The organism is Thioalkalivibrio sp. ALMg13-2 (genome assembly GCF_000381185.1).
Taxonomy (GTDB): domain Bacteria; phylum Pseudomonadota; class Gammaproteobacteria; order Ectothiorhodospirales; family Ectothiorhodospiraceae; genus Thioalkalivibrio; species Thioalkalivibrio versutus.
This window is the reverse complement of sequence record NZ_KB906103.1, coordinates 72,390-95,709: the sequence shown is the minus strand read 5'-3', so window position 1 is coordinate 95,709 and position 23,320 is coordinate 72,390. Positions and strand designations below refer to the sequence as shown.

18 protein-coding genes are annotated in these 23,320 nt (G+C 67.0%); 6 read left to right on the top strand and 12 right to left on the bottom strand.

Going from position 1 to position 23,320, the window contains the following annotated elements; translation table 11 throughout:
• Nucleotides 1–80: 80 nt before the first annotated feature.
• The 10 genes from cmk to F618_RS0104175 all read right to left on the bottom strand — a co-directional run bounded on the left by cmk (nucleotide 81) and on the right by F618_RS0104175 (nucleotide 13,717).
• On the bottom strand, nucleotides 81–788 hold the full coding sequence (gene cmk / locus F618_RS0104220; RefSeq protein ID WP_018937600.1) for a (d)CMP kinase: 708 nt from the start codon (nucleotides 786–788) through the stop codon (nucleotides 81–83).
• Complete coding sequence (gene aroA / locus F618_RS0104215) at nucleotides 785–2,089, bottom strand: 3-phosphoshikimate 1-carboxyvinyltransferase (protein WP_019567838.1); 1,305 nt, start codon at nucleotides 2,087–2,089, stop codon at nucleotides 785–787. The genes cmk and aroA overlap by 4 nt, the downstream gene beginning before the upstream one ends.
• Nucleotides 2,090–2,095: 6 nt before the next feature.
• Complete coding sequence (locus tag F618_RS0104210; protein ID WP_019567837.1) at nucleotides 2,096–2,977, bottom strand: prephenate dehydrogenase/arogenate dehydrogenase family protein; 882 nt, start codon at nucleotides 2,975–2,977, stop codon at nucleotides 2,096–2,098.
• Nucleotides 2,974–4,131 carry a histidinol-phosphate transaminase gene (hisC, locus tag F618_RS0104205; protein ID WP_019567836.1) on the bottom strand — a complete coding sequence of 386 codons (1,158 nt, stop codon included), beginning with the start codon at nucleotides 4,129–4,131 and terminating at the stop codon, nucleotides 2,974–2,976. The genes F618_RS0104210 and hisC overlap by 4 nt, the downstream gene beginning before the upstream one ends.
• 17 nt (nucleotides 4,132–4,148) lie before the next feature.
• A complete protein-coding gene (pheA, locus tag F618_RS0104200; RefSeq protein WP_018176813.1) occupies nucleotides 4,149–5,264 on the bottom strand; it encodes a prephenate dehydratase in 1,116 nt (371 codons plus the stop codon).
• 3 nt (nucleotides 5,265–5,267) lie between these two features.
• On the bottom strand, nucleotides 5,268–6,431 hold the full coding sequence (locus F618_RS0104195; protein WP_019567835.1) for a 3-phosphoglycerate dehydrogenase family protein: 1,164 nt from the start codon (nucleotides 6,429–6,431) through the stop codon (nucleotides 5,268–5,270).
• Nucleotides 6,432–6,481: 50 nt separating this feature from the next.
• The gene (gene serC / locus F618_RS0104190; RefSeq protein ID WP_019567834.1) at nucleotides 6,482–7,561 is read right to left on the bottom strand and encodes a 3-phosphoserine/phosphohydroxythreonine transaminase; all 1,080 of its coding nucleotides are present in this window, start codon (nucleotides 7,559–7,561) and stop codon (nucleotides 6,482–6,484) included.
• On the bottom strand, nucleotides 7,558–10,185 hold the full coding sequence (gene gyrA / locus F618_RS0104185; RefSeq protein WP_018937606.1) for a DNA gyrase subunit A: 2,628 nt from the start codon (nucleotides 10,183–10,185) through the stop codon (nucleotides 7,558–7,560). Before gyrA ends, serC begins: the two co-directional genes overlap by 4 nt.
• Nucleotides 10,186–10,327: 142 nt before the next feature.
• Nucleotides 10,328–11,404 carry an S-methyl-5-thioribose-1-phosphate isomerase gene (mtnA, locus tag F618_RS0104180; RefSeq protein ID WP_019567833.1) on the bottom strand — a complete coding sequence of 359 codons (1,077 nt, stop codon included), beginning with the start codon at nucleotides 11,402–11,404 and terminating at the stop codon, nucleotides 10,328–10,330.
• A 9-nt stretch (nucleotides 11,405–11,413) separates the two neighbouring features.
• Nucleotides 11,414–13,717 (bottom strand): DNA internalization-related competence protein ComEC/Rec2, encoded by a 2,304-nt coding sequence (locus tag F618_RS0104175; RefSeq protein WP_019567832.1) that lies wholly within the window; start codon nucleotides 13,715–13,717, stop codon nucleotides 11,414–11,416.
• A gap of 215 nt (nucleotides 13,718–13,932) precedes the next feature.
• Between F618_RS0104175 and F618_RS0104170 the strand changes: the two genes are divergently transcribed.
• Entirely contained in the window at nucleotides 13,933–14,529 is a 597-nt protein-coding gene (locus F618_RS0104170) for a DUF2062 domain-containing protein (RefSeq protein WP_018145716.1), read from the top strand.
• 61 nt (nucleotides 14,530–14,590) lie between these two features.
• Here F618_RS0104170 and F618_RS0104165 read toward each other — a convergent pair whose 3' ends face one another.
• Both F618_RS0104165 and F618_RS0104160 read right to left on the bottom strand, forming a co-directional pair.
• Complete coding sequence (locus F618_RS0104165) at nucleotides 14,591–15,313, bottom strand: ABC transporter ATP-binding protein (RefSeq protein WP_018145717.1); 723 nt, start codon at nucleotides 15,311–15,313, stop codon at nucleotides 14,591–14,593.
• Nucleotides 15,306–16,556, bottom strand: a complete 1,251-nt coding sequence (locus F618_RS0104160; protein ID WP_018937609.1) for a lipoprotein-releasing ABC transporter permease subunit — start codon at nucleotides 16,554–16,556, stop codon at nucleotides 15,306–15,308. Before F618_RS0104160 ends, F618_RS0104165 begins: the two co-directional genes overlap by 8 nt.
• 111 nt (nucleotides 16,557–16,667) lie before the next feature.
• Here F618_RS0104160 and F618_RS0104155 point away from each other — a divergent pair, with 111 nt between their 5' ends.
• The 5 genes from F618_RS0104155 (at nucleotide 16,668) to F618_RS0104135 (ending at nucleotide 23,305) form a co-directional block, all read left to right on the top strand.
• Nucleotides 16,668–17,033 carry a hypothetical protein gene (locus tag F618_RS0104155; protein WP_018937610.1) on the top strand — a complete coding sequence of 122 codons (366 nt, stop codon included), beginning with the start codon at nucleotides 16,668–16,670 and terminating at the stop codon, nucleotides 17,031–17,033.
• Nucleotides 17,030–18,103 (top strand): agmatine/peptidylarginine deiminase, encoded by a 1,074-nt coding sequence (locus tag F618_RS0104150; protein ID WP_019567831.1) that lies wholly within the window; start codon nucleotides 17,030–17,032, stop codon nucleotides 18,101–18,103. The genes F618_RS0104155 and F618_RS0104150 overlap by 4 nt, the downstream gene beginning before the upstream one ends.
• Before the next feature lie 22 nt (nucleotides 18,104–18,125).
• Nucleotides 18,126–19,022, top strand: coding sequence for a carbon-nitrogen hydrolase (locus tag F618_RS0104145; RefSeq protein ID WP_019567830.1), 897 nt, complete (start codon nucleotides 18,126–18,128; stop codon nucleotides 19,020–19,022).
• Between the two features lie 134 nt (nucleotides 19,023–19,156).
• Nucleotides 19,157–22,627 carry a transcription-repair coupling factor gene (gene mfd, locus F618_RS0104140; protein WP_026331140.1) on the top strand — a complete coding sequence of 1,157 codons (3,471 nt, stop codon included), beginning with the start codon at nucleotides 19,157–19,159 and terminating at the stop codon, nucleotides 22,625–22,627.
• Entirely contained in the window at nucleotides 22,628–23,305 is a 678-nt protein-coding gene (locus tag F618_RS0104135) for a CsiV family protein (protein WP_019567828.1), read from the top strand.
• Nucleotides 23,306–23,320: the final 15 nt, after the last annotated feature.

Here is a 23,320-nt window from a genome sequence, read left to right as displayed (position 1 = left end):
TGTGAACCTGTGGTTTAACAAATGCTTGCAGATACTTCCTGCAACCAGTTCTAGACGTTTATGATCCCGCTTCCGACGGCTTATTCCGCGGGGCGGGGGCTTTGTTCCGGGAGTACGTCCCGGAGGCGTTCCAGGATCATGTCGACCACGCCGACGATGTCCAGGTCCGTGGTATCCACTTCCCAGGCATCTTCGGCGGGCTTGAGGGGGGCCACGCTGCGTTCGCGATCACGCCGGTCGCGGGCCTCCATCTCGTCCTGAAGGGCGGAGAGATTAGCACTAAGTCCTTGTTCCTTCAACTGCATGTATCGCCGCCTGGCCCGCTCCTCGGCCGAGGCCGTCAGGAAGATCTTCAGGTCCGCTTCGGGGAACACGACCGTGCCCATGTCGCGCCCGTCGGCGACCAGCCCCGGGGCCTTCGCGAACCCGCGCTGACGCTCCAGCAGCGCCTCGCGCACCGCCGGAATCGCAGCCACCTGGGAGGCGTCACTGCCCGTCTGCTCCGTGCGCAGCAGTTGGTCCACGGGTGCGCCTTCCAGCAGCGTGGTCACGGCCGTGGCATCCCGATTGACCTCGAAATCCACATCCAGACCCGCGGCCAGCCGGGCCAGTGCCTCCTCGTCGGTCAGTTCCACGCCGTGCTGTCGCGCAGCCAGCCCCAACAGCCGATAGAGGGCTCCGCTATCCAGAAGATGCCAGCCCATCGCCGCCGCTACGCGCATGCAGACCGTGCCCTTCCCTGCACCGCCGGGGCCATCAATGGTCAGTACCGGAATGGCCGTACTCATGCCGCCTCCAGTTGCAGTCCGGCCTCACGCGCCAGCGCCACGAAGCCGGGGAAAGAGGTCCCCACGTTGGCGCAATCGCGGATGCGGATCGGCGCTCGGGCACGCAGCCCGGCCATCGCGAACGACATGGCGATGCGGTGATCGCCATGACTGTCGACCTCGCCCCCAGTGAAACCGTCACCGCCCTGGATGCGAATGCCATCCGGCTGCACTGCGCAGTCCACGCCCAGCGCGGCCAGACCATCGGCCATCACCTGGATACGATCACTTTCCTTGACCCGCAGCTCCTCCGCGCCGGTCAGGACCGTCTCGCCCTCGGCACAGGCCGCGGCGACGAAGATGGCCGGGAATTCATCGATTGCCAGTGGCACCAGGTGCTCGGGGATCTGGATCCCCTTCAGAGTGGCCGCCTCGACCTCGAGATCGGCCACGGGCTCGCCACCGGCCTCGCGCTCATCGAGGACGCGGATCTCGGCGCCCATCAGACGCAGGATGTCGATCACGCCGGTGCGCGTCGGGTTGATCCCCACATGTTCCAGGCGCATGCGCGAGCCGGTGGCAATCGAGGCACCGACCAGAAAAAATGCCGCCGACGAGATATCCGCTGGCACATCCACCGGGCTTGCGACCAGGCGACCGCCGCCCTCTACACAGGCACGGGGTCCGTCGCGCTCCACGTGATAACCGAATCCGGCCAGCATCCGCTCGGTGTGATCGCGGGTGGGCGCCGGCTCGGTCACGCAGGTCTTGCCGTCCGCCCAGAGACCTGCCAACAACAGGGCCGACTTCACCTGGGCACTGGCGACTTTCAATACATGGTCCGTCCCCCGCAACGGGGCCCCGCCGTGTACCCGCAACGGTGGCGTCCCGGCCTCGCTGGTATCGATGTGCGCACCCATGTGCGCGAGCGGGTCGGTGACTCGGCGCATCGGGCGCCCGCTCAGGGAGCGATCACCGACCAGCTCGCTGTCAAACGCCTGGCCGGCCAGTACGCCGCACAGCAGCCGCATCGCGGTCCCCGAGTTGCCCATGTCCAGCGCCGCTGCCGGGGCCTTGAGCCCGTGCACGCCGGCACCCTGAATGCGTACATCGCCTGGACCGGTACGTTCGATCGCCACGCCCATCGCACGAAACGCCTCCAGTGTCGCAATACAATCGGCCCCCTCGAGGAATCCGGTCACACGCGTCTCGCCCTCGGCCAGCGCACCCAGCATGATCGCCCGGTGGGAGATCGACTTGTCGCCCGGCACGCGGGCGCGGCCCGAAAGCTGCCCTCCGGGCTGTACGGTAAAGGTATTCATCGATTTTCAGGTATCCAGTTGTGCGTCCGCGGGGTCGCAAAGGCGATCGCGGGTTTCCTTGGCGTGTTCAAAGCTCTGTTCGATGGTCGCGGCATCGCCGTGTTCGATGGCGCTGCGCAAACCCTCCAGGTCGGCCTGGTACTGCCCGATCACCTCGAGGATGGCGGTGCGATTGGCGAGGCAGATATCCCGCCAGACCACCGGATCGCTGGAGGCGATGCGCGTGAAATCGCGAAACCCCCCGGCGGCGTAATGAAAGATCTCGTCGCGCTCGCTCATGTTCGCAAGCGACGACACCAGCGTGAAGGCCAGCACATGGGGCAAATGACTGGTCGCGGCCAGCACCCGGTCGTGGTGCGCCGGGGTCATGTACTCGACCCGCGCCCCGGCGGCCTGCCACATCTCGGCCACTCGGTCGGTCGCCAGCGCATTCGTGGCATCGACCGGTGTCAGGATTACCAGGCGCTCACGGAACAGGGTGGCAAAGGCCGCTCCCACCCCGCTCTTCTCGGTTCCCGCAATCGGATGGCCGGGGACAAACGCGCGCGGGACCTTGCCGAAGCCGGCACCCACCGCATCGATTACGGCCTGTTTGCTGCTGCCCACATCGGTCAGCGGGCTGTCTTCGGGCCACGCCGCTGCCAGGTCGCGCGCCAGTGGCTCCATCGCCCCCAACGGGACGGCGAGCACGCCCAGGTCCGCCCCCTCGGCGGCCTCGGCGACATCGGTGGTCCAGCGATCGATCACGCCCAGGCGCTGCGCCTCGCGCAGGTTGTCTGCATTGCGCGAACAACCCACGATCTCGCGCACGGCCCCCGCCTCGCGCAGGGCCAGGGCCAGCGAACCGCCGATCAGCCCAACGCCGAAGATGACCAGCCGTTCGATCACGCCAGGGCCTTTTTCAGGGCCGCGAGAAAGCGGTCATTGTCCGCACGGGTCGAGACCGTGACGCGCAGATGCCCGGGGAGACCGTAATTCTCTACCGGGCGCGTAATCACGCCGTCGCGCAGCATGGCGTCATATACCGGGCCCGGATCCCGGCCGGTATCGAAGGTCACGAAATTGCCCACCGACGGGATCACACGCAAGCCCAGCTCGCGCAGGGCGGCGCTCACCTGGCGAACCCCCTCCCGATTGATGGCCACCGACTTTTCCACATGCTCGTGGTCGTCCAGCGCGGCCAGGCCGGCCGCCTGGGCAATCGCATTCACATTGAACGGCTGGCGCACTCGATTCAGCAGGTCCGCGATGGCCGGCGAGCTAACCGCATAGCCGAGGCGCAGTCCGGCCAGGCCCTGGATCTTGGAGAAAGTCCGGGTGACGATCAGGTTCGGATAGCGATCCAGCCATTGCGTGGTGTCCGGATACTCGGCCTCCTCGACATATTCGAAATAGGCCTCGTCCATAACAACCACGGTCGTGACCGGCATCGCGGCCACGAAGGCTTCGAGCGCCGCCGCATCCAGCCAGGTGCCGGTCGGGTTGTTCGGGTTGGCCACGAACACGACCCGCACATCGCCATCCACCGGCGCCTGCATCGCGTCAAGATCGTGCCCGAAGGGCTGTTCCGGATGGTCGGCGGGCAGCGCCGGGGCCACTCGGGCCACGGCATCCACCGCCTGGGTCACCAGCGGATAGACCGCAAACGCGTGGGCAGAAAACACGGCAGCACGCCCCGGCGCCAGCCAGGTCCGTGCAACCAACTCCAGCACCTCGTTGGAGCCATTGCCGAGGGTGATCTGCTCCGGGGTCACGCCATGGCGTTCGGCCAGACGTGCCTTCAGCTCGAAGCCATTGCCGTCGGGATAGACATGCGCATCGGCCAGCGCCGCGCGCCCGGCTTCCACCGCAAGGGGCGACGGGCCCAACGGATTCTCGTTGGAGGCCAGCTTGACTGCCTGGGTAATCCCCAGTTCGCGTTCCAGCGTGGCCACGGGCTTGCCCGGCTGGTAGGGGCTAAGCCCCTGGACGCCAGCAACCGCCAGAGTCACCGGATCAAACGCCGGGCCGGCCGTAGCGGATACGGAAGGATTGGATGCCATGCGGAAACCTCGGGGATTCAGGTGGCGGCCTGGGGATAGCTCCCCAGCACCTTGACGGTATCGGCGCTCGCGCGCAGCTGCTCCAGACATTCGCGGATCAGCGGATCCTGCTGGTGGCCGACCAGGTCGAGAAAGAACACGTAGTTCCACGGCGTGCAGCGCGACGGACGCGATTCGATACGGGTCAGGCTGATACCCGACTCGGCAATCGGCTTGAGCAGCGAATACAGCGATCCCGGGCGATTGGCGGTCGTCAGCATCACCGAGGTGCGGTCCGCGCCACTGGGTTCCGTGGTGCCGGAACCGATAATCAGGAAACGTGTGGTGTTGTCGGCGCGATCTTCCACGTGCGGCGCCCGCACCGGGATCTGGTAATGGTCGGCCGCGGCCTGGCTGGCGAGTGCCGCCACGGTCGGGTCCTGCGCCGCAATCTCGGCTGCGCGGGCGTTGCTGGAGACCGCCTCGCGCTCGGCGTTCGGCAGCTCCGCGTCCAGCCACTGGCGGCATTGCGCCAGCGCCTGGGCGTGGGCCAGCACGCGCCGGACCTGACCGAGATCCTCGGCGTGCGTCAGCAGATGGTGATGAATCGGAGTCACGACCTCACCGCAGATCTGCAGCGAAGAATCCATGAAGCAGTCGACCGTATGGGTCACCACCCCCTCGGAGCTGTTCTCGATGGGCACCACGCCGAACTGCGCGCGACCGGTCTCCACGGCGTCGAACACGGCATCGATAGAGGCCAGCGGCTGGGTCTCGACCGCATGGCCGAAATGCTTGCGCGCCGCCAGATGCGTAAAGGTGCCCACCGGTCCCAGATAGGCCACATGGAGCGGATGCTCCAGAGCCAGGCATTCGGACATGATTTCGCGGAACAGCCGGGTGATCGCTTCGCCGGATAGCGGGCCGGGGTTCTGCTCACGCACCCGGCGCAGGATCTCGGCTTCACGCTCCGGACGATAGAACACCGGATTGCTCTCCTGGCTGCGCTTCACCCGGGCCACGGCCTCGGCACAGCGGGCACGCTCGCTCAGCCGCTCGAGCAGCTCGGCATCCAGCGCGTCGATGCGCGCCCGCAGGGCAGCCAGATCTTCCTGGCCGTCGGCGGGCTGCGACGAATGCGGGTCCCCGGCCACGATCTACAGCACCCGCGCCCGCAGCACGCCGTCGATCTCATGCAGTGCATCCAGGGTCGCCTGGTCCGGCTGGCCATCCACATCCAGCAGGGTGTACGCAATGTCACCGCGGGAGTCGTTCATCAAGTGCAGGATGTTGATGTTGGACTCACCCAGGGTATGCGAGATGCGCCCGACCCGGTCCGGCAGGTTGCGATTGACGACGGCGATCCGGGTGTCTCCCTTGCGATCCAGCACCAGGGTCGGGAGATTCACCGAATTGACCACGTTGCCGTTTTCCAGGTAGTCACGCAGCTGATCCGCGATCATCACCGCACAATTCTCCTCTGACTCGGTCGTCGAGGCCCCCAGATGCGGCAGGGTGATTACCCGCGGGTGCCCCATCATGCCCTGCACCGGGAAATCGGTGATGTAGGCGTGCAGGCGTTCGGCGTCCAGCCCCTCGTGCACAGCGGCGTCGTCCACGATGCCCTCGCGCGCCAGGTTCAGCACCATCGCCCCGGGATTCATCCCGCTCAGGTTCTTCGCGTTGACCAGGTTGGCGGTGTTCTCGGTCAGTGGCACATGCACGGTGACCGCATCGGCCCCCTCCATCGCGGCTTCCACCGAGCGCGCGCGCTCGATGCCGGAGTCCAGACGCCATGCGTTCTCGACCGTCACCTTGGGGTCGAAGCCCACCACCTCCATGCCGAGCGCCCGCGCGGCATTGGCCACACCCACACCGATCGCACCCAGGCCGAGCACAGCCAGGCGCCGGCCGGGCAGTTCAAAGCCGGTGAACTTCTTCTTGCCGTGCTCCACCGAGGACATGAAGTCCTCCTTGGTGGGGTCCAGCCCCTGCACATAGCCTGCCGCCGGCAACAGATTGCGCGCGGCCAACAGCAGACCGGCAATCACCAATTCCTTAACGGCGTTGGCATTGGCGCCCGGGGCATTGAACACCGCCACCCCGCGCTCGGACAGCGCCTCCACCGGGATGTTGTTCACCCCGCTGCCGGCGCGCCCGACAGCCAGGACGGAATCCGGGATCTCCACCGAATGCAGGTCGAACGACCGCAGCATCAAGGCGTCTGGCTGGTTGATGTCCGACGCGACCTCGTAGTGGTCGCGCGGGAAGCGGTCCAGCCCACGCACGGCGATGTTGTTGTAGGTCTGAATTCGGTACATCACGACCTCCTGGCCCGGTAGTTACGCCCGGCGACCACGATTCAACAGGATCAGGCGTGGCGGTTCTCGAAGTCCGCCATGAAATCGATCAGGGCATCCACGGAGCTTTCCGGCACGGCGTTATAGATACTTGCGCGCATCCCGCCCACCGAGCGATGTCCCTTCAACGAGGAGAGGCCGGCCGCATCCGCCTCGTTGAGGAACGTCCCGTCGAGGGAATCGTCCGCCAGGATAAACGGCACATTCATCCACGACCGGGCCGTGGGCTCGACCGGGTTGCGATAAAAGGCGGAGTTGTCGATGTACTGGTACAGCTTGGCAGCCTTGCGCTGGTTGGTCTTGCCCATGCTCTCCAGACCGCCCTGCTCCAGCAACCATTCGAACACCAGCCCGGCCAGGTACCAGCCAAAGGTCGGCGGGGTGTTGTACATCGAATCGTTCTTGGCCTGCAGTGCCCAGTCCAGCACCGCCGGCACGTTGCCCTTGTCGCGCTCCAGCAGGTCATTGCGCACGATCACCACGGTCAGGCCAGCCGGGCCGATGTTCTTCTGCGCCCCGGCATAGATCACGCCGAACTTCGAGACGTCGATCGGACGCGACAGGATGGTGGAGGACATGTCCGCCACCAGCGGTACGTCCCCCACATCCGGAATTTCCGGAAACTCGACCCCGCCGATGGTCTCGTTCGGGGTGTAGTGCACGTAGGCGGCGTTCGGGTCCAGTTTCCACGAGGCGCGATCCGGGATCGAGTCGTACCCGCTCGCTTGCGAGCTGGCCACGATATTCACCGGCCCGTACTTCTGAGCCTCCTTGATGGCCTTGCCGGACCAGGCCCCGGTATCGATGTAGTCCATACCCCGGCCATTCGCCAGGTTCATCGGGATGGCGGCAAACTGCCCGGTCGCCCCGCCCTGCAGGAACAACACCGTGTAGTTGTCGGGGATGTCCATCAGCGTACGCAGGTCCTGCTCGGCCTTCTCGGCCACGGCCATGAAGGGCTTGCCGCGGTGGCTCATCTCCATCACGGACATCCCGGACCCGCGGAAGTCCAGCAGCTCGTCACGCGCCCGTTCGAGCACCACCTGAGGCAGGGCCGCCGGCCCCGCGCTGAAGTTCATCACTCGCGTCATGCCTGTTCTCCATCGTCACTGGATTCGGGACCCGTCTCCGGGTCCGTCCCGATTTCCGATTGACCGGGCTCTTCATCGTCTTCGACGCCGTCCTCGCCTTGCAACTGGGCGACCCGGGCGAGCTCGACCAGGTTTTCGTCCTCATCGAGACGGATCAGACGCACGCCCTGCGTGTTGCGACCGATCAATGGAATCTGGTCGATCGGTGTCCGCACCAGCGTCCCGCCATTGGTGATCAGCATGACCTCGTCGTCGTCCAGCACCCGTGCTGCCCCGACCAGCAGGCCATTGCGGCCCTCGGTCTGGATCGCGATCACGCCCTGGCCACCACGGCGATGCACCGGGAATTCGTCGAAACGGGTGCGCTTGCCGTAACCGTGTTCGGTCGCCAGCAGCGCCGATCCCTCGTCGACATTCAGCAGCGCGATCACCCGCTGGTCATCCTCCATGCGCACGCCGCGCACGCCGCAGGCCGTCCGCCCCATGGCGCGCACGTCGCTCTCGTGGAAACGCACGGCCTTGCCGGCCGTGGTCACCAGCATCACGTCGAGGGTGCCGTCGGTCAGGGAGACATCGACCAGATGATCCCCCTCGCGCAGATCCACCGCGATGATGCCGGAGGCGCGACGGCGCGAGAAATCCGTCAGCGGGGTCTTCTTCACCGTTCCCTGCGCGGTCACCATGAATACATAGTGATCCGGGTCGTACTCGCGCACCGGAAGGATCGTGCTGATGCGTTCATCCGCTTCCAGCGGAAGCAGATTGACGATGGGCTTGCCGCGCGCGGCCCGCGACCCCTGCGGCAACTCGTAAACCTTCAGCCAGTACACCCGGCCGCGGCTGGAGAAGCACAGGATCGTGTCGTGCGTATTGGCCACCACCAGCCGGTCGATGAAATCCTCTTCCTTGAAGCTGGTCGCCGCCTTGCCGCGACCGCCCCGGCGCTGGGCGCGGTAGTCGGCCACGGGCTGGTACTTCACGTAGCCGGCGTGCGAAAGCGTGACGACCACGTCTTCCTCGCCAATCAGGTCCTCCAGCGTCAGGTTGGCCTGGCGCTCGCGGATCTCGCTACGGCGTTCGTCGCCGAACTGCTCGGCCACCCCCAGCAGTTCGTTGCGGATTTCCTGTTGCAGGCGGTCGCCCGACCCGAGGATATCCAGGAGGTCTTCGATCAGCTCCAGAAGGTCGCGGTATTCGTCGAGGATCTTGTCCTGTTCCAGCCCGGTGAGCCGGTGCAGACGCAGATCCAGGATCGCCTGGGCCTGGGCCTCCGACAGCCGATAACCATCCTCGCTCACGCCATATTCCGGCGCCATGTCCTCGGGACGCGAGGCACTGGCCCCGGCGCGATCGAGCATGTCGCTGACCACGCCCAGCGGCCAGGCGCGCGCCAGCAGCCCGGCCTTGGCCTCGGCCGGGTTCGGCGCGGCACGGATCAGTTCGATCACCGGATCGATATTGGCCAGCGCAATCGCCAGGCCTTCCAGGATGTGGGCGCGCTCGCGCGCCTTGCGCAGATCAAAGATCGTGCGCCGGGTCACCACCTCGCGGCGATGACGCAGGAAGGCCCGCAGCACCTGGCGCAGATCCAGCACCTTCGGCTGGCCATCTACCAGCGCGACCATATTGATGCCGAAGACATTCTGCATCTGGGTGTGCATGTAGAGGTGGTTCAGGACCACCTCGGCCATCTCGCCACGCTTGAGCTCGATGACCAGGCGCATGCCGTCCTTGTCCGACTCGTCGCGCAGCTCGGAGATGCCCTCCATGCGCTTTTCCTTCACCAGCTCGGCGATCTTCTCGGTCAGACGCGCCTTGTTCACCTGGTAGGGCAGCTCGGTGACGACAATCGCCTCGCGCTGGCCGCCTTCCAGCGGCTCCACGTGCGAGCGCGCCCGGATCAGGACCCGGCCGCGACCGGTCCGATAGGCCTCGCGCACGCCATCGATGCCGTTGATGATGCCGGCGGTGGGGAAATCCGGCGCCGGCACGTGTTCCATCAGGCCGTCGATGGAGATGTCGGGGTCATCGATCAGCGCCACGCAGGCGTTGACGACCTCGCGCAGGTTGTGCGGCGGGATATTGGTCGCCATCCCCACCGCGATGCCGGCGGAACCATTGACCAGCAAGTTGGGAAACTTGCTCGGCAACACGGCCGGCTCGCTCTCGGAGCCGTCATAGTTGTCGGTAAAGTCGACCGTTTCCTTTTCGATATCGGCCAGCAGCTCGGCCGCGATGCGCGCCATGCGCACCTCGGTGTAGCGCATGGCCGCCGGCGAGTCGCCGTCGATGGAACCGAAGTTACCCTGCCCGTCTGCGAGCATGTAGCGCATCGAGAACGGCTGCGCCATGCGCACGATGGCGTCGTAGACAGCGGAGTCGCCATGCGGGTGGTATTTACCGATCACGTCACCGACCACACGCGCCGACTTCTTGTACGGCTTGTTGTAGTCGTTGCCCAGCTCGCGCATCGCGTAGAGCACGCGGCGATGGACCGGCTTGAGGCCGTCACGGACATCGGGGAGGGCCCGGCCCACGATTACGCTCATCGCATAATCGAGGTAAGACTGCTGCATCTCGTCTTCGAGATTGACCGGAAAAACTTCCTTGGCAAATTCAGCCATCGAGGGTTACGCCGTCCGTCTGAACAAGCTCGCGATGATACCACAGGGGTAACCACTGGGGGCGCCCTTTTCTCCCCTCAAAACGGTTCTCCGAGGCTCTCAGGCCCGACACCGGCCGGTGCCGGCCCCATTTTCCCGGGTGTCAGGCCCCGGTCGTGGCGGATTCCGCGGCAGCGGGCTCGCGCAGTGTGGCCAGGCGCTCCCGCGTCGGGGCCTCGACCACACCGCGTTCGGTGACGATGGCATCAATCAGGTCCGCCGGGGTCACGTCAAAGGCCGGGTTGTATCCCCGCGCACCGTCGGCGGCCACACGCTGGCCGGCCAGCGCCAGCACCTCGTCCTCGCCGCGTTGTTCGATGGGGATGCCCGATCCGTCTGCCATCTCGAAGTCGATGGTCGCCACGGGCGCCGCAACCATGAAACGCACCCCGTGGGCCCGCGCCAGCAACGCCAGGCCATAGGTGCCGATCTTGTTGGCGGTATCGCCGTTGGCGGCAATCCGGTCCGCCCCGACGATCACCCAGCCCACCCGGCCGGAGCGCAACAGGCTGGCCGCCGCACCCTCGCACAGCACCTGCACCGGAATGCCGTCGTGCACCAGTTCCCAGGCGGTCAGTCGGCTGCCCTGCAGCCAGGGGCGGGTCTCGTCGGCAAACACCTCTTTGATACGCCCGGCATCCCAGGCGGCCCGGATCACACCGAGCGCGGTGCCATAGCCCCCGGTTGCCAGCGAACCCGTATTGCAGTGGGTCAGCACGCCGCGACCCGGCTCGATCAATTGCGCACCCAGGGCGCCCAATTGCCGATTGCCGGCAATGTCCGCCTCCAGCATCCGCTCGGCTACCGCCCGGGTCTCGTTCACGGCAGCATCCACCGACTCGCTGGCGACCACGACCGCCTGCATGCGATCCAGCGCCCAGAACAGATTCACCGCTGTGGGGCGCGAACCGCGCAGGGTCTCGATATCGGCGGCCACCCGCGCACGCCAGTCGTGCTGACCTGTCGCGCGCTGACAAGCCAGCACCACACCGAATGCCGCCGTGATGCCGATCGCCGGCGCCCCGCGCACGACCATGTCGCGGATCGCCACGGCAACGGCGGGCGCATCCTGATAGGTTTGCCAGACGCTCTCCTGCGGGAGGCGGCGCTGGTCCAGCAACTGGAGCGCGCCCTCGCGGAAGCGGATGGGACGGATGGTGTCGGAATGTTCGCGATTCATCCGGTCATTCTACCAGCGTGTCTCGTCCGTCGGCGTGGGGGTGCAACCCTCCTGCCCGCGCAAGGGTGGCCAGGGCGCAGGCTGCCAGAGCCTCCGGTGGCGGGCCCGATGACCGGGCCCCACCTCCAGCTCAGAGTTCGCTTCCAGGCGCAAGGCGCCATGCAGCCCGGTCTCCTGCAGTGGCACACAGGCCGCCTTCAGACGTTCGCGGACAGCGCCCTCCAGACCGCGCCCGCGCCCATCGGTACTCGCCCAGGCCATGCGCGGCGGCGCATCCACCAGCCAGCCCCGGCTCAAGCTGCCCGTGCCAGCCCCGCGCGGCAGCACCAGAAGATCACTGGCACGCCCGTCCAGCACATCACGCATCAGCACTGCCTCGCCCAGTCCTCCGAGCCCGCCCGTCAGCAGCAGACGGACGCCACCGGCCGTCTCCACCGCCAGCACGCAGGAGGCCGAGGCGCTGCCATCCCATCCGGGCGGCGGGTGCAGCACTTCGAATCGCACCGCGTCCCATTCCCAGCGCTCTCCGACCTCGCACGCCCGCTCATCGGCCTCTGCCGGCACCCGTCGCAGGGTCTCGACCACGGGTATGGAATCCCGGACCCCGGCGCTGCCTCCGGCGTGCGCGGCGTGTTCGTGGCTGAGGATCATGCGATCCAGCCGCCGCACCCCCTCGGCCCGAAGGGTCGGGACCACAATCTGCTCACCCGCGCTGTAGCCACCCGCACGCCCGGGACCCGCATCGAACAACAGGTTGTGGTTACGCGTCTGCAGCAAGGCCGACTGCCCGTTCCCGACATCCATCAGGAGGACGTGCACGGCACCCGGCTCGATATCTGGTCGCATGGGCAAGGCCAGCGCCATGCCTGCGAGCACGACCCAAACGGCACCCAGGCGCAGCCGCGGCTGCAAGGCCACGAGCACCGCGAGCCCGCCCAGCAGGCTCGCAGCCAGCGGGACCCGCCGCTCGTCCACCAGCACGGGCAATCCGGACAGGAGATCCAGCAACCCGACGAGCAGAGCCAGTACGCCGTCGCCCGCGTGCAGGAACGGCTGACCCAAAGGGGCCCACAAGGCGGCCAGCCCTGCCCCGACCAGCAACACCGGCAGCACCAGCAGGCTGATCACGGGCACTGCCACCAGGTTGGCCACCGGCGCGACCCACGAACCCAACTGGAACCAGGCGAGACTGAGCGGAAGCATCGCCAGTGCCAGCATCACCTGGATACTCCCCGCCTCGCGCCAGCCCGGACGCCCCGAGCGCCCCTGCAACAACAGAAGAATGACCGCGACCGCGCCAAACGAAAACCAGAAACCGGGGGCCAGTACACTCGTCGGCTGCCACAGCACGACCGCGATCGCGGCCAGCATCAGACCTCGCCAGGCGAACGCCTCGCGGCGCCACAACAGGGCCGCCATGAAGGCCGCGAGCATGATCAACGCCCGCTGGGTCGGGATGCTGAAGCCGGCCAACGCGGCATACACCGCAGCCCCCGCCAGACCGGCCAGCGCCATGAAGGCCGCCTTCCGCAGACCCCGTTGCAGCGGCAACAAACCGCTCCAGACCAACCCCGACAGCAACCCGACAAAACCGGCAACCAGCCCCACATGCAAGCCGGAGATCGCCATCAGGTGGTTGGTTCCGGTGCGCAGAAAGGCCTGCCATTCCGGCGCGGTCATCCCCTGACGGTCGCCAATCACCAGGGCCTGCACCAGCCCCGGATGGCGGAGCTCCGGGGCCGCGACTTCCAGCCGCCCGCGCAGCCAGCCGCGGACGCGGTGCAAGTCGGCCCGCCAGGGCCGTGCCGGTGCGGCCGGCACTCCGTTCCCGATCGACTCCAGATCAAGCAACGTCGCGGAGCCATGCAGGCCCTCGCGGTAAAACCACCCCGCGCGATCGAATCCGCCAGGATTCGCGGGCCCTTCGGCCGGGCGCAGGCGCAGGATCATCTGGCCGCGTGTGCCTGCCTCGACCTCAGGCCGCGCCGGATACGCCGTCACCAGTAGCTCACGGGCAGCGAATGCCTCCGGCCCCGCGATGACCGCCTCCACCGTGACCCGGAACCGGCTGCGATGCCCGGCGTGTTCCGGCAAACTGGTGACCGTGGCAAGAACGGTGACCTCTTCTCCCGCAAGCGAAGGCGCCAAGGCCTCCTCGAGCCAGATGCTCGCGGTCATGGAGACGCTCCCCCAGGCGACCACCCCACCCAGCGCCATCGCCCATGGCACAGTGGCCCGGTAGCCGTAGCGTCGCAGGCCGGCACTGGCGCCCGCGGTGACCACGAGCAGCGCGAGCACCAGACCCGGGGCCATCGGAAGCGGCTCCGGTACCCGGTGCAGCCACCACGCCGTGACCAGAAGTCCGAGGGTGAAAGCGGTCACGTTGAGGCCCTGAACGCCCGGCCCACTGCGTGGCCCAAGACCCAAGTGCCGGGCGACACGGGCATTCGCCGGCCCAAATCAGCGAGAATGGAACCCACATGCGCGGTCGCGAGCCCGCGCCAGGCGCACCATCGGCAACCCGGAACATGGCAAGACACATCATCAAGAAGATGTTTCCCGGCATGGAGCGCATGCGTGGGCACAAGGCGCTCGCCCCGCTGGGGCCGCGCCTGGGGTCGCCGGATCTGTGGCATCTGAACCGCCGCTCCGTGGCTGGTGCGTTTGCCGTGGGGCTCTTCGTGACCTTCCTGCCACTGCCCATGCAGATGCTGATCGCGGCGGCCGTGGCCATTATCGTCCGCGTCAATCTGCCGATTTCGGTGATCCTGGTCTGGATCTCCAACCCGATCACCATGCCGCCCATGTTGTATACGGCCTACACGATCGGGCGCAAGCTTCTGGACGAACCCCGTCGCGATATCCGCCTGGACTGGAGCTGGGAGTGGTTCAGCACGGAGTTACTGACCATCTGGCAGCCCCTGCTCCTGGGGAGCGTCCTGCTGGGCTCGGTCGCGAGCCTGTCGGGTTATTTGCTCGTGCGCTTCCTGTGGCGGCTGAACGTGGTCCAGCGCGTGCGCAGCCGCCGTTATCTGCGGCGGTTGCGCAAGGAACTGGCGGAACGCGAAGCCGCGGAACGCAGCGAAGAGGAAAAATCGAACAAGAAGCAACCACCGTTGGGCTGATCAACCGAGCCCGTTCAGGGTCGGATGCTGCCAGGCGCGCGGATGCGCGCTGCACGGGAGCCTATTCGTGGACCGCCGCCAATTGGCCGTCGAAGACCTCCGGCTCGAGGTGTCCCTTGACCAGCTGCACCGAGCGGTCCAGCTCGCGGGCGAGGGTGATGTCGTGGGTAACCAGGGCCAGCGCGGTGCCGGTGGAGCGATTCATCGCGCGCAGCAGCTCGAACACCTGCGCTGCCCGCTCCTGGTCCAGGTTCCCGGTCGGCTCATCCGCCAGGATCGCCGAGGGTCGGGTGACCAACGCACGGGCGATCGCGACCCGCTGACGCTCGCCACCGGAGAGCTCCGAAGGCTTGTGCTCCAGGCGGTGGCCCAGATCCACCTGCTGCAGCCAGTGGCGGGCCTCCTCCCGCGCCTTGCGGTTGGACATCCGCCGGATCAGCAGTGGCAGGGCCACATTCTCGGCGGCCGTCAGTTCCGGCAACAGGTGGTGGAACTGATAAACGAACCCCAGATGCTGGTTGCGCAGATGCCCGCGCCGCGCCTCGCTCATGCGGGTCCAGTCCGTGCCCAGCAAGCGCACCTCGCCGGCGGTCGGGCGGTCCAGACCACCGAGCAGGTGCAGCAGCGTGCTCTTGCCACTGCCCGAGGCGCCGATAATCGCGGTCTGGTCCCCCGGCTGCAGGGCGAAATCGACCCCGGTCAGCACGGCCACATCCAGCTTGCCGTCGCGGAAACGGCGTTCCACGCCCAAGGCCTCGAGGACCGGGGTCTCGCGGTCAGTCATAGCGCAGCGCCTCCGCCGGCTGGGTACGGGCCGCGCGCCAGGCCGGGAATAGTGTGGCCACGACCGTCAGCAGGAAGCCCAGAATGCCGACCCGGAGAACATCCGACAGTTTAAGTTCAGATGGCAAATCACTGATGTAATAGACCTCAGCGGACAGGAATTCGACGCCCACCAGCCGCTCGATGAAGGGCACGACGACATCGATATTGGACGCCAGGGCGACCCCGGCCGCGGTGCCCAGGAGGATGCCGATCGCCCCGATCACGACCCCCTGGACCATGAAGATCACCATGATGCCTGCGGGCGACAACCCGAGCGTTCGCAGGATCGCGATATCCCCCTGCTTGTCGGTCACCAGCATGATCAGGGTCGAGACGATATTGAAGGCGGCCACCGCCACAATCAGCGAGAGGATGATGAACATCACCATCTTCTCCATCTGGATGGCGCGGAACAGATTCGCGTGCTGACGGGTCCAGTCGGACACCCGGAAAAGCCCGTCCAGCTGCGCCGCGACGTCGCGTGCAATCACCCCGGCCTGCATCATGTCGGTCAGCCGCAGCCGCAGCCCGGTAACCTGATCGCCCATCTGGAACACCGCCTGGGCATCCTCCAGATGGATGAAGGCAGTCCCCCGGTCGTATTCATACATGCCGACCTCGAACAGGCCGGACACCTCGAAGCGCCGCATGCGCGGCATCACCCCGGCCGGCGACACCGAGGCCTGGGGAGCCATCAGGATGATCGAATCGCCAACCTGCACACGCAGTTCCGCCGCCAGTTCGCGCCCAAGCACGACGCGGTAGCGACCGCCCTCCAGGCTCCCCAGCTCGCCCCGGATCATGTGTTCACCGATGCGCGCCACCCGTTCCTCCGCCTCCGGCTCCACACCGCGGATCAGCGCCCCGGAGATGTTCCCGCGCGCACTCAGCATCGCTTCGCCCTGAACATAAGGGGCCGCGGCCACCACCCGGTCATCGATGTCCGGCGCCTCGCGCTGCAGGCGCTCCCAGTCACGCAGCCCTCCGTTGGCCTCACCGATGGTCGCATGCGAGGCCATCCCCAGGATGCGCTCGCGCAATTCGCGCTCGAACCCGTTCATCACCGACAACACGGTGATCAGCGCCATCACGCCGAGCACCAGCCCGATGATCGACACCACCGAGATGAACGAGATGAAGTGGTTACGCCGCTTGGCACGCGTATAGCGCAGGCCGATGGCAAGGGTCAGGGGGCGAAACATCGCGAAAGCATGCCAGAGATACCGGGTCGCGCCTATAGGGGACGCGTCGGGGGAGGCATGGCGTCGCGGTTGACGCTACCATGGAGCCATCCAGCAAACGGAGAGTTGGCCATGCCAGGGAAATGCAACGCAGCGAACCCCACCTCGAAGTCCGGCGCACGCCGGGGCAGCACCGTGCGCGCCGCGGCCAGCGCCCTTGTGCTGGCGCTTTTCGCCGGGGCCATGGCCACCGCCTCGGCCGACATCCTGCGCAGCCCCGAAGGGGGTTTCACGGTAAAGGAACGTGAAGGGGCCCCAACCCGTGGTCAGAGCCAGTCAGCGGTCATCCGCCAGCACGGCGAACCGGAACAACGCCACGCCACCGTGGGCGATCCGCCGATCACGCGCTGGGACTATGCCGACTTCTCCGTGTTCTTCGAGGGCGAGTACGTCCTGCACAGCGCAGTGCGCAACGGATCCCGCTCCGACCGTCCATGAGTACCGGGGACGCCACCCCGGTGCCGCCCAAACGCCGCCTCCCCGCCGAGTGGGAGCCCCAGGGTGCGATCCAGCTGACCTGGCCGCATGACGCCACGGACTGGGCACCGGTCCTGGATCAGGTGCACCCGGTATTTGCCACCATTGCCGCGAGCATCAGCCAGTACGAGCCGGTCATCATCGTCGCGCGCGATCCCGAGCACATCGAGGAGATCTCCGGCTTCCTGACCGAAACCGCCATCCGGCCCGACCGGCTGTGGTTTGCCCTGGCCTCGAGTAACGACACCTGGGCGCGCGACCATGGCGCCATCACGGTATTCGACGGCAATCAGCCACGCCTGCTGGACTTTACCTTCAACGGCTGGGGCGGCAAATACCCCGCCGATCTGGACGATGCGATCACTCGGGCCCTGGCCAGCCAGGGCGTATTCGGCAGCTGTGTACCGGAACCCACCGGGCTGATCCTCGAAGGCGGGTCGATCGAATCCGACGGCGCCGGCACACTGCTCACTACAACGCGCTGCCTGCTCTCCAGCACCCGCAACCCCGATCTGGATCGCACCGGGCTGGAACAGCGCCTCGGCGAATGGCTGGGTGCGGAGCGGATCCTCTGGCTGGAACACGGGCAGCTGGAGGGCGACGACACGGATGCCCATATCGACACGCTGGCCCGCTTCTGTGCCCGCGATACGATCGCCTACGTCCAGTGCGACGATCCGCAGGACCCCCATCACCCCGAACTGCAGGCGATGGAACAGGAACTCCGGGCCCTGCGCCAGACCTCCGGCGAACCATACCGCTTGATCCCGCTCCCATGGCCGGCACCCATCGTCGAGGACGGCCGACGGCTGGCCGCCACCTATGCGAACTTCCTGATTCTGAACGGTGCGGTACTCCTGCCAGTCTACGATGACCCCGCCGATGCCGTCGCCCGCGACCGGCTCGCCGAGGCCTTTCCGGGACGCGAGATCGTGGAGATCGACTGCCGGACGATCATTCGCCAGGGGGGCAGCCTGCACTGCCTGACCATGCAATACCCTGCGGCCGCCCTCGGCATCCCGCAGGAATAACCTTCTGCACCGAGCGCCCGCCATGTCCAACAACACGTTGTCCGTCGCCCTGATCCAGCACCGCGATGCCGGGAGCGTCGAGGCCAATCTCGACGCCACCGCTGCCGCGGTCGCCGAGGCCGCCGCGAACGGTGCCCGACTGGTGGTACTGGCGGAGCTGCACACCGGCCCCTACTTCTGCCAGACCGAGGACCTCGCCACCTTCGATCGCGCCGAGGCGATCCCCGGCCCGAGTTGCGAGCGCCTGAGCGTCATCGCGCGGGACAACGGGGTGGTCCTGGTCGGCTCCCTGTTCGAGCGTCGCGCCGCTGGGCTCTATCACAACACCGCGGTGGTCTTCGAGACCGATGGCCGCCAGGTCGGGACCTACCGCAAGATGCATATTCCGGACGACCCCGGTTATTACGAGAAGTACTATTTCACCCCTGGCGACACCGGCTTCGTCCCGATCGACACCTCGGTCGGTCGCCTTGGCGTCCTGGTCTGCTGGGACCAGTGGTACCCGGAGGCCGCCCGGATCATGGCGTTGTCCGGCGCCGAGGTATTGATCTACCCCACCGCCATTGGCTGGGACCCGCAGGACACCCCCGAAGAACAGGCGCGCCAGCAGGATGCTTGGATGACCGTCCAGCGCGGCCACGCGATTGCCAACAACCTGCCAGTGCTCGCCTGCAACCGCACGGGGCAGGAACCGGATCCCTCCGGGCACTCGCCCGGCGCGACCTTCTGGGGCGCCAGCTTCGTCGCCGGGCCCCAGGGCGAGATCCTGGCCCGCGCCGGCGAGGAGCGGCCGGAAACCGTCACCGCCGAACTGGATCGCGGCCGGACCGAGGCCGTGCGCCGGCAGTGGCCCTTTCTCCGCGATCGCCGTATCGACGCCTACGGCCCGATCCTGCAACGCTACATCGATCCCACCTGAGATGATGAACGTGAGTTAGCGCGATCAGCCCCGGACAATCCGCTGCCTTCTCCGTGACCTCCTTGGGTTCACGCGCACCCCTCAGGCGGAATCCGTATAATCGCGGCCCTTTCCGCCCCCGACCGCACAGGCCCATGTCCGAACAAAGGCGCAACCCGCTCCACCCAGGCCGGCTCCCCGGCTCCGGATTCGAGGTGTGGTCGGGGCTCAATGCCTCGGCGGCCACCCTCGCCCTTGCGCGGAACGCCGGCGAGTTCGCCCGGCCGCTGCTGGTAATCACGGAATCCAACGAGGCCGCCGACCGCTGGCAGGAAGAATGGGAATTCTTCGCCGGCGACCGCGACCTGCCGCTGCTGCGCCTGCCGGACTGGGAGACCCTGCCGTTCGATGTCTTCTCCCCGCACGAGGACATCATCTCCGAGCGCCTGCGCACGCTGTATCACCTGCCGGGGCTGGAACGCGGCATCGTGCTGATGCCGGTCTCGACCCTGATGCAGCGCCTGCCACCGCGCGACTGGCTGACCACCCAGGGCCTTTCGCTGCAAACCGGCCAGCGCCTGGACCGCATGACCCTGCGCGAGAACCTCACCGAGGCCGGTTACAGCGCCGTTCAGCAGGTCATCAGCCATGGTGAATTTGCCGCCCGCGGGGAGATCCTCGACCTGTTCCCGATGGGCGCGGACGAACCCGTGCGTATCGAGTTTCTGGATGACGAGATCGATTCCCTGCGCCGCTTTGACCCCGAGTCGCAGCGCTCCACGGAGAAGGTCGAGCGCCTGGAGATCCTGCCCAGCCACGAATTCCCGCTGAACGACACCTCCATCAGCGAATTCCGCACCCGCTACCGGGCGCATTTCTCCGGCGACCCCGCCAAGCACCCGATCTACCGCGACATCAGCGAGGGGCTGGTCCCGCCAGGCATCGAGGCCTACCTGCCACTGTTCTTCGAGGGCATGGACACGGTATTCGACTACTGCCCCGGGGCGCAGATCGTGCAGATCGGCAACATCGCCGGGGCGGCCGAGGAGTTTGCGCAGGAGATCCGCGACCGCTTCGAACAGCTCAGCCATCAGCATGATCGACCGCTGTTGCCGCCGGAGCGGCTCTACCTCGACATCGACGGCCTGGCCGCCGCCCTGCGCGAGCACTCCGGCATCGCCCTGGGCGACCCGGCCGCCCCGCTCCCGGCGGGACGCGGCGCGGATATCGCATTTGCCTGCGACGCGCTGCCGGAAGTCGGCATGCAACAGGGCCGTGACGACCCGGCTCAGCAGCTGAAGGCCTTTGTCGAAGGGCAACAGCGCGTGCTCCTGACCGCGGAGTCCGCCGGTCGCCGCGAGGCCCTGCTGACGCTGCTGCGGGATCAAGCCGTACCCCATGATGCCGTGGATGACTGGGACGCCTTCCTCGCCGCGGAGCCGGGTCTGCACGTCACCGTGGCCGCCCTCGGGGAGGGCTTCGTACTGCCCGACGGCGTAGCCGTCGCCCCCGAGGCCGCCCTGCTCGGAGAGCGCGCGCGCCAGACCCGCGGGCGCAACCGCACCACGCGGGACGCAGATGCGGTCATCCAGAACCTCAGCGACCTGACCATCGGCGCGCCGGTGGTCCACGAGGAACAGGGCGTGGGCCGTTATCTTGGGTTGCAGACCCTGGACTTCAACGGCCAGCCTTCGGAGTTCCTGACGCTGGAATACGCCGACGAGGCCAAGCTCTACGTCCCGGTATCTTCGCTCCACCTCATCAGCCGCTATACCGGCGCGGACGCCGAGCACGCCCCCCTGCACCGGCTCGGCAGCGAGCAATGGGGCAAGGCGCGCAAGAAGGCGGCGGAAAAGGCGCGGGACGTGGCCGTCGAACTGCTCGACATTCATGCCCGGCGCGCGGCGAAACAGGGCACGGCCTTCGATACCGACACCGCCGAGTATCACGCCTTCGCCGCCGGGTTCCCGTTCGAGGAGACCCTGGATCAGCAGCAGGCCATCGACGCGGTACTCGCGGACATGGCCGACCCCCGGCCCATGGATCGCGTGATCTGCGGGGACGTGGGCTTCGGCAAGACCGAGGTCGCGATGCGCGCCGCCTTCGTCGCGGTGCAGAACAACAAGCAGGTCGTGGTCCTGGTCCCGACCACCCTGCTCGCCCAGCAGCACCACCAGAACTTCACCGACCGCTTCGCCGACTGGCCGGTCCACATCGAATCGCTGTCACGCTTTCGCAGCGCCAAGCAACAGGCGGGCGTACTGGAGGGTCTGAAGGACGGCAAGGTCGACATCGTGATCGGCACCCACAAGCTGCTGCAGGCCAACCTGGACTTCTCCAATCTTGGCCTGGTCATCGTCGACGAGGAACAGCGCTTCGGCGTGCGCCACAAGGAGGCGCTGAAGAAGATGCGCGCCGAGGTCGACATGCTCACGCTGACCGCCACGCCGATCCCGCGCACCCTGAACATGGCCCTGGCCGGCCTGCGCGACCTGTCGGTGATCACCACGCCGCCGCGCGACCGCCTGGCGATCAAGACCTTCGTCAACGAATGGAACGACGCCATCATCCAGGAGGCGTGCCTGCGCGAGATCCGGCGCGGGGGCCAGGTGTACTTCGTGCACAACGAGGTCAACACCATCGAGCGAACTGCCCAGGGCCTGCAGGAGCTGTTGCCCGGGGCACGGGTCGGCATTGCCCACGGGCAGATGCGCGAGCGCGAACTGGAACAGGTGATGCTCGACTTCTATCACCGGCGCTACAACATCCTGGTGTGCACCACCATCATCGAGACCGGCATCGACGTCCCCACCGCAAACACCATCGTGATGAACCGTGCGGACAAGCTCGGCCTGGCACAGATGCACCAGTTGCGTGGCCGCGTCGGGCGTTCACACCACCGCGCCTACGCCTACCTAATCACGCCACCGGAGAAGGCCATGTCCGCCGATGCGAAGAAACGGCTGGAGGCCATCGCGTCGCTGGAAGACCTGGGCGTGGGCTTTACCCTGGCCAGCCACGATCTGGAGATCCGGGGGGCCGGCGAGCTGCTCGGCGACGAGCAGAGCGGGCAGATCCACGAGGTCGGGTTCTCGATGTACAACGACCTGCTCAACCGCGCCGTGAATGCCCTGCGCTCCGGAAATATGCCGGAACTGGAAGGGCCCGCGGCCACCGGCACCGAGGTGGAACTGGGCCTGCCCGCCCTGCTCCCGGGCGACTACGTACCCGACGTGCACACCCGGCTGATCCTCTACAAGCGCATCAGCAGCGCGTCATCCTCCGATGCCCTTCGCGAGCTTGAAGTCGAACTGGTGGACCGTTTCGGCCTGCTTCCGGACCCGGCCAAGGCCCTGTTCGAAGCAGCCCGCCTGCGCCTGAAGCTGACCCCGCTCGGGATTCGCAAGCTGGAACTGGGTCCCGCCGGCGGACGCCTGGTTTTTGGCCCGAGTCCCAATCTGGACATCGCGGCCCTGATCCAGCTGGTGCAAACCGACCCGCAAATGTACAAACTGGATGGTCAGAAGGCCTTCCGCTTCTTCGCGCCGATGGAGACACTGGAGGCCCGTGCGCAGGCCGTCCTGCGCCTCTTGAACACCATCAGCCCCGAACAACAGGCCGCCTGAATGCGCAACGACCCATCCGAATCCCACAACCCCCTACGGCGCCGCCTGCTGGGCGGGCTAGCCGCCCTGCCCCTGGCCGGTGCCGCGGGCCCGGTGCTCGCACAAGCCGGGCGCGAATATCGCATCGAACTGGTGATCTTCGAGCATCGCACCGACGAGAGTCGGCGCCTGCAGATGGAGCTCGCCGCGCCGCGCGACGCCATTCTCGGGGAATCCGAACTGGGTGGGCGACTCTATCGCAACTCGCGCAAGGGTTTCGAACTGCAGCGCGTCGTGCGCCGGGTGGAGGAATCCGGCGCCGGGCGCATCCTGGCGAGCCTGGCCTGGGATCAGACCGGACGCGACCATGCTTCCGCCCCCTGGCTTCGGGTGCAGCAGGGTCGGCGCCTGGGCACACGCGATCTCTTGCGGGACGAGGCCGACCGGATGCCCCGTCCGCTGATAGAGGAACAGGAAGAACGCTTCGAGCTGGAGGGCCGACTGCGTATCTGGGTCGGGCGATTCCTGCACTTGGAGAGCGACCTGATCTACCACGTCGAGGAACCGCAGGGCGACCAACCACCGCGCGCGATTACGGTACGCGGCAGCCAGCGCATGAACTCCGGCGACGAGCTGTTCTACCTGGACCACCCGGTGATCGGCATCATCGCCCGCGTCACCCGCATCGATCGCAGCTGACCTGTCTGAAGGAAG